The 11,484-nt window shown below is 70.5% G+C and carries 5 protein-coding genes and 1 pseudogene; 3 read left to right on the top strand and 3 right to left on the bottom strand.

Annotation, left to right across the window (positions count from 1 at the left end; translation table 11 throughout):
- A partial coding sequence (locus tag HMPREF9719_RS04790) for an Ig domain-containing protein (protein WP_004600848.1) occupies positions 1 to 686 on the top strand: 686 nt, incomplete at its 5' end.
- 235 nt (positions 687 to 921) lie between these two features.
- Positions 922 to 2,313, top strand: coding sequence for an NAD-dependent succinate-semialdehyde dehydrogenase (locus HMPREF9719_RS04785; RefSeq protein WP_004601851.1), 1,392 nt, complete (start codon positions 922 to 924; stop codon positions 2,311 to 2,313).
- Positions 2,314 to 2,500: 187 nt separating this feature from the next.
- Here the strand turns inward: HMPREF9719_RS04785 and HMPREF9719_RS04780 are convergent, their stop codons facing one another.
- On the bottom strand, positions 2,501 to 6,331 hold the full coding sequence (locus HMPREF9719_RS04780; protein ID WP_004600846.1) for a multifunctional oxoglutarate decarboxylase/oxoglutarate dehydrogenase thiamine pyrophosphate-binding subunit/dihydrolipoyllysine-residue succinyltransferase subunit: 3,831 nt from the start codon (positions 6,329 to 6,331) through the stop codon (positions 2,501 to 2,503).
- 122 nt (positions 6,332 to 6,453) lie between these two features.
- Positions 6,454 to 10,197, bottom strand: coding sequence for an ABC transporter ATP-binding protein (locus HMPREF9719_RS04775; RefSeq protein WP_004600845.1), 3,744 nt, complete (start codon positions 10,195 to 10,197; stop codon positions 6,454 to 6,456).
- Positions 10,198 to 10,505: 308 nt separating this feature from the next.
- On the opposite strand from HMPREF9719_RS04775, the gene HMPREF9719_RS04770 reads away from it, so the two are divergent.
- The gene (locus tag HMPREF9719_RS04770) at positions 10,506 to 11,135 is read left to right on the top strand and encodes a hypothetical protein (protein WP_004600844.1); all 630 of its coding nucleotides are present in this window, start codon (positions 10,506 to 10,508) and stop codon (positions 11,133 to 11,135) included.
- 27 nt (positions 11,136 to 11,162) lie between these two features.
- Here the strand turns inward: HMPREF9719_RS04770 and HMPREF9719_RS04765 are convergent.
- A pseudogene (locus tag HMPREF9719_RS04765) lies at positions 11,163 to 11,484 on the bottom strand (hypothetical protein); the annotation flags it as partial.

Here is an 11,484-nt window from a genome sequence, read left to right as displayed (position 1 = left end):
TTGAGGTGCCGGTTGTGGTGACCTACCCGGACGGCAGCACCGACGAGACGTCGGTGGTCTTCAAGCCGGTCGAGTCCGACGACGACGATGACGACGCCAAGGCCGGCATCGGCGAGGTTGTCGTTCCCGATGACGTCACTGTCGGCGAGCCGATCGACCCGATCGACGTGCCGGTCGAGAACGTCCCGGAGGGTGGCTCGGTTGAGGTCGACGGCCTGCCCGATGGTCTGTCCTACGATCCGGAGACCGGCGCGATCGTCGGCACCCCGGGCGAGGGCACCGAGGGTGACCACGAGGTCACGGTGACGATCAAGGACAAGGACGGCAACGTCCTGGCCGAGCGCACCTTCACCATCACCGTCCAGCCTGCCGGCCAGGGCGATGGCTCTGACCAGGGCGACGGTGCTGGCCAGGGCGAGGGCGACGGCTCCGGCGAGGGCGATGGCTCTGACCAGGGCGACGGTGCTGGTCAGGGCGACGGCTCCGAGGCTGCGGTCCCGCCGGCCCAGCAGCCGGGCGAGGGCTCCGGCCAGTCGGATGCGTCCCAGCAGCCGGGTGCTCCGGCGCCGTCGGGTCTCGCCTCCACGGGCGTGAGCGGCGTGCTCGCCGGCCTGGGTCTGGGTCTTGCGGCCCTCGCCCTTGGCGGCGTGGCGCTCGTGCTCGGGAAGCGCCGCGGCGAGAACTAACCACGCGATAGCGCCCTAAAACAGGCGCCACCGTCAGCGGTGACGCGAAGGGGCGCCGGGGAACCCAGTGAGGGTCTCCCCGGCGCCCCTTCTTCGTGTCTGGATCGCGCCTCGGCCTGAGCCCGTCGCACTCTGGCTGGGTACGCGGCAAGGCCGGAGACAGAGATTCCCACTAGCAGGCAGAGTGTAGGCGAAAACCACATGTATAGGGCCGTGATGGCTTAACATGTGAGCTATGTCTACTTTCTATCTCGAGAATCCCTCGACGGGGCAACGTGAAGACGAGTTCCATCGCTTCGACGACAAGGACCGCGACGACGTGCTCGCCCGCTCCACGGCGGCGTTCGCCTCGTGGCGGCGCACGAGCATCGACGAGCGCGTGGAGATCCTCGACCGGACCGCCGACATCTACGTAAAGAACAAGGACCTCTACGCCGAGCACATCGGCCGCGAGATGGGCAAGCTCACCGAGCAGGCCAAGGGCGAGCTCGACATCGTCATCGGGATCTATCGCTACTACGCGCGCAACGCGCACCGGCTGCTCGCCGATAAGCACTACCCCTCGGTGGGCGCGAAGCGCACGTTCGTGCGCAAGGAGCCGCTGGGCCCGATCCTCGGCGTTATGCCGTGGAACTTCCCCTACTACCAGGTCGCCCGCTTCGCGGCGCCGAACCTGCTGCTGGGCAACACGATCGTGCTCAAGCACGCCTCGATCTGTCCGCTGTCCTCTAAGGACTGTCAGGACGCCTTCGAGGAGGCGGGGCTTCCGAAGGACGCCTATATCAACGTCTACGCCTCCGGCTCGCAGGTCGAGCCGTTCATCGCGGACGAGCGCATCAAGGGCGTCTCGCTGACCGGCTCCGAGGACGCCGGCTCCGCGGTGGCGAAGGCCGCGGGTGAGCACTACAAGAAGTCGCTGCTCGAGCTGGGCGGCAACGACCCGTTCGTCGTGCTTGACGACAAGAACCTCGAGTTCGTGCTCACCAACTTCCTCGGTATCCGCCTGTTCAACACGGGCCAGGCGTGCAACGCGCCGAAGCGGCTGATCGTGCTCGAGGACTTCTACGACAAGACCGTCGAGTTCCTCACCGAGGCGGTCAAGAACGTCAAGGTCGGGCCCTACGACGACCCGGAGGCGGACATCTCGGCGCTCTCCTCGATCGGGGCGCGCGACGAGATCGTCGAGCGCATCGAGCGCGCCGAGAAGGACGGTACCGCGCGCGTGGTGTGGGGTGGTAAGAAGATCGATCGGCCGGGAGCGTTCATGGAGCCCGCCCTCCTCGTCGATCTCGACCCCAACGCGGATATCGGCTGCAACGAGATCTTCGGGCCGGTCATCACCGTCTACAAGGCCAAGGACGAGGAGGAGGCCATCGAGCTGGCCAACAACACCTCCTACGGGCTGACGGCCTCGGTGTGGACGACCGACGAGGAGCACGGCTACGAGGTGCTCCAGCGGATCGACGCGGGCATGACGTTTGTCAACGAGGCCTCGGTCATCGCCGACGACCTGCCCTTCGGCGGGATCGGGCGCTCCGGCTACGGCCGCGAGCTCGCCGAGTGGGGCGTGACTGAGTTCGCCAACGAGCGGCTCTACCGGGTCGCGAAGCAGGAGGATGACGCCTAAGGAGGCCTCACCGCGAGCCTGAGAAAGGTCCCGCCGCCACCGGCAAGGGAAGCCGGAGGCGGCGGGACCTCTCGCGTCGCTGCCGCGGAGGGCGCCCCGCGACGGCGTCCGGATATGCGGCGGGGCCCCGCCCCGGCGAAAAGCGCCGGCGCGGGGCCCCGAGTCGCGTCCGCGGGGTGCGGGCTCGTTAGTCGGCGAAGATCTCGTCGAGGAGCTTGGCCTGCTCGGCCTTGTGGACCTTGGCGACACCCGTCGCGGTGGAGGACTGCGCGCGACGCGAGGCCCGCTTGAGCGGCGGGAGGTCCTCGACGACCTCGGGCAGGTTCGCCGCGAGGAACGGCCACGGGCCCTGGTTGGCGGGCTCGTCCTGGCAGAAGACGGCCTCCTTGGCGTTCGGGTAGGTCCTAAACGCCTCGCCGAGGCGGTTCTTCGGGATCGGGTGGAGCATCTCGAGGCGGACGATGGCGATGTCGTCGCGCCCGTCCTTCTTCCGGCGCTCCTCGAGCTCGTAGTAGAGCTTGCCCGAGACCAGCAGGATCTTCGTGACCTTCTCCGGGTCGCCGACGATAGTGCCGTCGCGGTCGACCTGGTTGGGGTCGTTGATGACCGACTGGAAGCTCGTCGTCTCGGTGAAGTCGGAGACCTGGGAGACGGCGTGCTTGTTGCGCAGCATCGACTTCGGGGTGAAGACCACCAGCGGGCGGTGCATCGTCCCGAGCGCGTGGCGGCGCAGCAGGTGGAAGTAGTTCGCCGGGGTGGTGGGCTGCGCGATCGTCATGGAGCCCTCCGCGACGAGCTGGAGGAAGCGCTCGATGCGCGCCGAGGAGTGGTCCGGCCCCTGGCCCTCGTAGCCGTGGGGCAGCAGCAGCACGACCTTGGAGAGCTGGCCCCACTTCGCCTCGCCGGAGGAGATGTACTCGTCGATGATGGTCTGGCCGCCGTTGACGAAGTCGCCGAACTGCGCCTCCCAGGCGACGAGCGCGTCGAGGTTGCCCACCGAGTAGCCGTACTCGAAGCCGATGCCCGCGAACTCGGTGAGCGGCGAGTTGTAGGCGAGGAACTTCCCGCCGTTGCCCTTGCTCGCGGCGAGTTCGTTTAAGGGGCTGTATTCCTCGCCGGTCTCGGAATCGAAGAGCACCGCGTGGCGCTGGGTGAACGTGCCGCGCCTGGAGTCCTCGCCGGCAAGCCGCACGAGCTTGCCCTCGTTGGCCAGGGAGCTAAACGCGATGAGCTCGCCGAAGCCCCAGTCGATGCCGCCCTCCTGGGCGGCCTCGTCGCGCTTCTTCGCGACGGTGCGCACCCGCTTGTGCAGCGCGATCGCGTCCTGGGCCTTGCCGAAGGCCTCGCCGATATCGGCGAGCTCCTCCTTGCTGATCGACGTATCCAGGCCGCGGGTGAGCTCCTGGGAGGAGGTGATCCCCGACTGCTGCTCGGCCTCCCGGTCGGAGTCCTGCTTGACCTCGTGGAACACGGCGTCCATCTGGTCGTGAAAGTCGCGCGCGACGAGCTCGGCGTCCTCGTGGGAGAGGTCCCCGCGGTTGACGAGGTCCTCGGCGTACTGGGCGCGCACCGTGGCGCGGTTGCCGATTGCGTTGTACATCACCGGCTGGGTCATCGACGGGTCGTCGGCCTCGTTGTGGCCGCGGCGGCGGTAGCAGATGAGGTCGATGAAGACGTCCTTGCCGAAGCGCTGCCGGTACTCGGTCGCGAGCCGGCCGACCCACACGACGGCCTCGGGGTCGTCGCCGTTGACGTGGAACACCGGGCAGCCGTAGGCCTTCGCGATATCGGTCGAGTAGAGCGAGGAGCGGCCCTGCGCGGGCGAGGTCGTGAAGCCGACCTGGTTGTTGACGACGATGTGGACGGTGCCGCCGACGTTGTAGCCGCGCAGCTTGGAGAGGTTGATCGTCTCCTGCACGATGCCGAGCCCGGTGAACGACGCGTCGCCGTGGAGGAGCAGCGGCATGACCGAGAAGCCCTCCTCGCCCTTGTCGAGGAGGTCCTGCTTGGCGCGCACGATGCCCTCCATGACGGGGTTGACCGCCTCAAGGTGGGAGGGGTTCGCCGCGACGGTGACCTTGACTTCCCCGTCGCCGAACATCTGCAGGTGCTCGCCCTCGGCGCCGAGGTGGTACTTCACGTCGCCGGAGCCGCCGATCTGGCCCTGCTCCATGTTGCCCTCGAACTCGTTGAAGATCTGGGCGAGCGGCTTGCCGACGATGTTGAATAACACGTTGAGGCGCCCGCGGTGGGGCATGCCGATGACGACCTCGTCCATGCTCTGGCCGGCCGCGGTGTCGATCGCGGAGTCCATGAGCGGGATGAGGGACTCGGCTCCCTCCAGGGAGAAGCGCTTCTGGCCGACGTACTTGGTCTGCAGGAAGTTCTCGAACGCCTCGGCGGCGTTGAGCTTCTGGAGGATGTACTTGCGCTCCGCGGTGGTGGGCGTGGGCATCCCGCCCTCGATCAAGTCCTGGAGCCAGTGGCGCTCGTCGGCGTCCATGATGTGCATGTACTCGGAGCCGACCTTCAGGGTGTAGGCGTCGCGCAGGCGGCGCAGCACCTCCCGAAGCGTCATGGTCTCCTGGCCGCCGAAGCCGCCGACGTTGAACGTGCGGTCGAGGTCCCAGATGGTGAGGTTGTGGGCCTCGATGTTGAGGTCCGAGTGGTCGGGCTCGGGAAGCCCCGGCGCCTTCCAGTCGATGGGGTTGGTGTCGGCGATGAGGTGGCCGCGGGAGCGGTAGGCCTCGATGAGCTGCATGACCCGGGTGTTCTTGTCGACCCCGGTGTTGGGGACGTCCTGGCTCCAGCGCATCGGCGCGTAGGGCACGCCGATGGCGGCGAAGATCTCGTCGTAGAATGCGTCGTCGATGAGCAGCCGGGAGATGTCGCGGAGGAACTCGCCGGACTCGGCGCCCTGGATGATGCGGTGGTCGTAGGTGGAGGTGACCGTGACGAGCTTGCCGACGCCCAGGTCCGCGAGCCGGTCGGTGGAGGCGCCGGCGAACTCGGCGGGGTAGTCCATCGAGCCGACGCCGACGATGGTGCCCATGCCCGGGTTGAGGCGCGGCACCGAGTGCCTCGTGCCGATGCCGCCCGGGTTCGTCAGGGAGATCGTCACCCCGGAGAAGTCGTCGGGGGTGAGCTTGTTCTTCCGCGAGCGGCGGACGATGTCCTCGTAGGCGTCGACGAACTGGTCGAAGGTGAGGTTCTCGGCCTCCTTGATCGCCGCGACGACGAGCGCGCGCCCGCCGTTCTTCTGCGGCAGGTCGATCGCCAGGCCGAGGTTGATGTGCTCGGGGTCGACGAGGTGCGGCTTGCCGTCGATCTCCTCGTAGCGCTGGTTCATCGTCGGGTGGAGCTGCGTGGCCTTGACCAGCGCCCAGCCGATGATGTGGGTGAACGACAGCTTCCCGCCGCGGGTGCGCTTCAAGTAGTCGTTGATGATCGTGCGGTTCTCGAACAGGAGCCGCGCGGGCATGTCCCGCACCGACGTCGCGGTCGGCAGGTCGAGGGACTTCTCCATGTTCGTGGCGATCGACTTGAACGTGCCGCGCAGCTTCTTCGGGCCCGCCTCCGGCAGGCCCGAGCCGTCGAGCCGGTCGAGCGGCGACTCCGGGCGGGTGCGGCCCGCGCCGTCGCGCTTCGGCGGGGTGCCCGGGCGGCGCTGCTGGCCGACCTCGCGCTGCGGCGCGGTGAGCGCCTGCGCGGAGTCGCTCGTCGGCGTCGTCGTCGAGTCCCGCGGGGTGGGCTGGGCCGGGGCGCTATCGCGCTTCACCGGGTCCGAGGGGCGCTTCGCCTGAGGCGAGCCGGAGCCCTTCCGGCCGCCGGAGGCGGTGGCCTTCTTCTCGGCGGGAGCGGCCTTATCGGCAGGGGCCTCGGGCGTATCGACGGGCTTGCCCTCCCGGTCGAAGAGCGTCGCCCACTCCTTACTCACCGAGTCCGGGTCCTGCGACCACTGCTGGTAGAGGTCGTCGACGAACCACGTGTTCTGTCCGAAGGTGTTAGCGCTGCTCACGGCAGGTTCTCGCCTCTTTCGTCACAAGTAGAGTTAAGTACGGCGGTGGGAACCATACTAACGCTTTACTTCGCGTTATCAGTCACACTATAGGAGCCGTTTCGGCTGGCCGCGCCGGCGTCCTAGGAATGCTGCCGGGCGGCCTCCCACATCTCCGCGTACGTGCCCCCGAGCTCGAGGAGCTCGGCGTGGTTGCCCTCCTCGACGACCCGCCCGTCGCGCATGACGAGGATGCGGTCCGCGCCCGCCGCGGTGAGCAGTCGGTGGGCGACGACGACAGCGGTGCGCCCGCCGGTCGCCGCCTGCGAGGCGGCGAGCACCTGCGCCTCCGTGGCGGGGTCGAGGGTCGCCGTCGCCTCGTCGAGGAGCATGACGGGCGCGTCGGTGAGCTCCGCGCGGGCGAGCGCCACGACCTGGCGCTGCCCGGCCGACAGGCTGCGGCCCTGCTCGGTGACGACGTGCTCGAAGCCGCCGGGAACCTGCGCGATGACGCCAAGTCCCCCGATGCGGTCGACGGCGTCGGTGAGCTCCCGGCGGGTGGCGCCGGGCTTGCCGTAGGCGATGTTCGCCGCGACCGTCCCGGAGAAGATCGTCGCCTCCTGCGGCACCTGCGCGACGCGGGCGCGCCAGTCGGAAAGCGGGAAGGAGCGCACGTCCACCCCGCCCGCCTCGATGGCCCCCCGATAGGGGTCGTAGAAGCGGCCGATGAGCTTCACGAGCGTGGACTTGCCCGCCCCGGTCGGCCCGACGACGGCGACGGTCTCCCCGGGGGCGATCTCGACGTTCAAGTCCGTGGCCACCGGGTCGAGTTCCTCGCGGTAGCGGAACGCGACCCCGCGCGCGGCGAGCTCCTTGCCCGCGGCCTCGGCGGCGCCGGGGTCGTCGCCCTCGTCGGGCACGGTCGGCTCGGTGGCGAGCAGGTCGCTGATCCGAGAGAAGCTCACCCGGGCGCGCTGCCACGTGTCGAAGACGAAGCCGAGCTCCTGGATCGGCGCGTAGAGCAGGCCGAGGTACATGAGGAAGGCCATGAGCACGCCGGGGGTGAGCTCACCGTTAGAGATGAGCCCCGCCCCGACCCAGAGGACGACCGCGCTCGTGAGCCCGGCGATGCCGGTGACCCCGGGGAAGAAGAGGCTCACGGCGGTCTGGGCGCGCATCCGCAGCGCGAAGTAGCGCCCGGCCTGCGCGGCGAAGGACTCGCGGTCCATCGCCTCGCGGCCGTAGAGCTGGGAGGTCTTCAGTCCCGCGACGTGCTCGTGGAACGCGGCGTTGAGCGTGCTCTGCTGCTGGCGGGCCGCGGCGTAGGCCTCCGAGGTGACGGAGCGGAACCACCAGGTGAGAAGCGCGATGACGGGGATCGCGACGAGCGCGATGAGCGCGAGCTGCGGCGCGGTGATCACGAGCATCGCCACGACGCCGGCGAGCGTGCCCAGGGAGACGACCGCCTCGGCGAGCTGGGTCTGGAGGAACGTCGAGAGGTTGTCGATGTCCGAGGTCATCCGCGTCATGATCCGGCCGGACAGCGTCCGGTCGAAGTAGCTCATCGACAGGGACTGGAGGTGCCGGTAGCTGCGCAGCCGCAGCCCGAAGAGCACCCGCTCCCCGGCCCTCGCGGAGAGCACCGTGCGCACCCGCTCGGCGAGCCAGCTCAACGCCACGACGCCAAGCCCCGCGGCCGCGACGAGGCCGAGCACGCCCGCCGAGCCGGCGGCGACGCCGTGGTCGACGGCGAGCCGCATGAGGTAGGGCACGATGAGGTCGGCGACGACGCCCACGACGAGCAGCGCCGCGACCGCGGCGATGAGCCCGCGCACCGCGCCGAGCATCGGCGCGAGCCTGAAGCGCCCCGTCGCGAGCGAGAGGCGACGGGCGGTCTCGTCGGGGCGCTCGTCGGGCGCGGGCAGCGAGTCGATGTCGCCCTGCAGCTCCTTGGACGGGGTGAGCGAGCCGACGCCGTCGCGGGCGGTGAGGTGGAGCCGCTCGTCGACGGCCTCGCCCGCGGCCGACTCGGGCGTGTGGGGCCACAGCGCCTCCCATCCCGGGGCCTCGCCGCGGCCGGCGGCGGGGGAGGGGCGCTCGGCCCGGGCGGACTCGTCGGCGGGCGCGATGATCGAGCGGAACTCGGCGGTCGGCGCGACCTCGGAAAGCGGCCCGGCGGCGGCGACGCGTCCGTGGTCGAGGACGATGGCGCGGTCGCAGAAGTCGACGGTGGACTCGCGGTGCGCGACGGTGACGACGGTGACGTTGGTGAGCTCCTCGCGCAGGTCGGTGAGGATGGCGCGCTCGGTGGCGGCGTCGATTGCGGAGGTCGCGTCGTCGAGGACGAGCACCTTGGGGCGGTGGAGGAGCGCGCGGGCGAGCACGACGCGCTGGCGCTGCCCGCCGGAGAGGCTTAAGCCCCGCTCGCCGACGATGGTGTCGTAGCCGTCGGCGAGTTCCTCGATGAACCCGTCGGCGCGGGCGATGCGTGCGACGCGGCGCACCTCCTCGTCGCTCGCGCCGCTGGCCATGGCGATGTTCTCCCGCACCGAGGCGGAGTAGAGGAACGCGTCGTCGAAGACGCACACCACGCGCTCCCGGAGCTCGCCAAGGCCCAGGTCGCGGTAGTCGGTCGAGCCGTCCTTGCCGGTGAGCTCGAGGCGGCCCTCGTCGGGCCGGTAGAGGCCGCTGGTGAGCAGCACGAGCATCGACTTGCCCGCGCCCGGCGGGCCGACGACCGCGGTCGTCGAGCCCGGCGGGAACTCCAGGTCCACCCCGGACAGGGCGTCGGGGACGTTCTCGCCGTCGGGGCTCTCCCCGGCGACGGTCACGCCCGAGAGCCGAAGCCCCGTGCCGGAGTTGTTGCGGGGGAGCTCCGCGGGCTCTTCCGGGGGCTCGTTTTCCGGGCGCAGTGCGAGGATGTCGGCGAGCCGGTCGAGCGCGGAGAGCGCCATGAGCAGGCGCAGGATCATCGACGACAGCCGCCTCGCGACGGTGGTGACGTTGCCCATGTAGAGCGCGAACGTGAAGAACGTGCCCACGCTGATGTATCCGCCGAGCGCGACGAGCCCGCCGGTGGCGATGGTGACGACCAGCGCGATCTGGGGCAGGTGGTTGACTACCGGCAGGTAGCGGGCCTGCACCCTGGCCGCGCGCATCTGCAGGGCGTAGACCGCGCCGGCGAGGCGCTCCATCGCGGAGATCTCCCGCGGCTCCTGGGCGAAGGCCTTGACCACGCGCACGCCGGTGATGGTCTCCTCGACGTGGGTCGCGGCGTCGGCCTCGCCCTGCTGGGCCGACCACGTCGAGGCGTAGACCGGGCGCCTCGAGGCGAGCGTGACGAGCGCGACGACCGGCAGCATGAGCAGCGCGACGATCGCCAGCGGCAGGGAGATCGCCACGAGCACCGCGACCGTGAAGACGAGCAGCAGCACGTCGCTGGCGATGAGCGGGAGCCTGGCGACGAAGAGCTGCGCGACGCTTAAGTCGCTGATCGAGCGGGAGACGACCTGGCCGGTGGCGATGCGGTCCTGCACCGGCCCGTCGAGGCGCTGCAGCGCCTGGAGGATCCCGGTTCTTAAGTCGTACTGGATGCCCAGGGAGAGCCGGCCGGCGAGGTAGCGGCGCACGAACTGCGCGAGGAAGCGGCCCACCGCCGCGAGCGCGAGCAGCGCCGCCGCGGTCGCCACGGGGCTCAAGCCCGAGATCAGCCCCGTGACCCACGTGTCCTCGCCGCCGACGCCGAGCGCGGCGTCGATGCCGTCGCCGGTCGCCACCGGCGCGAGCAGGCTGAAGCCCACCCCGATCACGGCGGCTACGAGCGCGCCCGCGGTGAGCGAGCCGCGGGCCCGCATCCGGGCGACGATCTCCGACAAGCCTGGCGTCACCGCTACCCTCGCCCCACTTTCGACTCGCATCGCTGCCACAGTGCCGACCGGCGCGAGCCCGGCGCCGTCGTGTCGCGCGCGGGTCGCGCCATCCTCGTCGAGCGTAGTGGCTCCCCGCCGGCCCCGCGGCCGGTCTGGCGGGCCTTATTTCTTGAGCGCCGCCGGAAAAGGGCGGTTTTCGGCCCTCCCGCCGGGGCCGTTTCGCCGCTACGATCGGCTCCACGACCGGGCGGGGAGCGCCCGGCGGGTCCCTCTTCCCACGGCCCCGGCGAGCCCGGGGCCGGACATCGAAAGGCAGGCGGTCTGGGATGAGCTTCTTCGAGGACATCGCCTCCCGGCTGGACCGGGAAGGCATCGAGTCGCGGGTGGGCGGAGACACCCTGTTCGTGCCCATCACCCCGGAGGTGGAGCTCCAGTTCGTCGAGATCGACTCCGAGCTCCCGGCGGCGAACGTCTACGTCGCCGCCGCGGACGTCGCGGAGGAGGACGAGTCCTTCTCGGCGGTGCTCGTGCAGGTCGCGTTCTCCGCGGAGGACGCGCTCGCCGCGGTGAGCCGGCACATCGCCATCGACCAGGTCGTCGGCCTGCTGCGCGACCTCGTCGTCGGCGACGACGTGCGGCTCGCGGAGGTGGAGTTCGTCCAGGACGAGGACGACCCGCACCGCCTGCTCGCGGAGCTCACCGCCGCCTCGGACCTGGAGGTCGTCGTCGAGCTCGACGGGGATACCCCGGTCGCGACCGTCGCGATGCTCACCGACGGCGAGGAGGGCGAGGAGCGCCTCGAGCTCGGGGAGCACACCGACCCCGAGAGGCTCTTCGACGTCGTCGCGCTCGCGGCCAGGCAGGCCCCGCTGTGGGAGGACGAGCTCGGCCCCGTCGAGGACGACGACTACTACCACCTCGAGGACCTAGCCGGCGAGGACCCGGCCGAGGACTAGGCCTGAAACCGCCCCGGCCGGGTCGGGCTAGGCGCGCTGCGGGTAGCGCTCGAAGAGCTCGGCGGGGGAGCGCACCGGCCGGTAGTCGGCGTCGACGAGCAGGCAGAAGACCCGGTCGGAGTCGTCGGAGAGCTCGTGGACGGCGTCGGCCTTCCCGGCGGGCACGAGCGCGCGCACCCAGGCCTCGGCGAGCTCGCCCAGGCGCCGGGCGCCGCCGGCGCGAAGGAAACGCAGCTCGAGGAGGAAAGCGGGCTCGCGGCCGGTGTCGGCGAGCCGGGCGCGCGCCGCGGCGGCGACCCGGCGGCGGCTGAGCGCGAGAGTGAGCTGGCCCGCGCCGTCGACGGCGGGC

Origin of the sequence: Corynebacterium otitidis ATCC 51513, from assembly GCF_000296405.1 — a bacterium.
Classification (GTDB): Bacteria; Actinomycetota; Actinomycetes; order Mycobacteriales; family Mycobacteriaceae; genus Corynebacterium; species Corynebacterium otitidis.
Note: the sequence above shows the minus strand (reverse complement) of the source record. Positions and strands in the feature narration are given on the sequence as shown.

Bases quoted from the DNA above. Each gene is read 5' to 3' on its own strand.
- HMPREF9719_RS04785 (WP_004601851.1), top strand. From the start codon at position 922: ATGTCTACTTTCTATCTCGAGAATCCCTCGACGGGGCAACGTGAAGAC.
- HMPREF9719_RS04770 (WP_004600844.1), top strand. From the start codon at position 10,506: ATGAGCTTCTTCGAGGACATCGCCTCCCGGCTGGACCGGGAAGGCATC.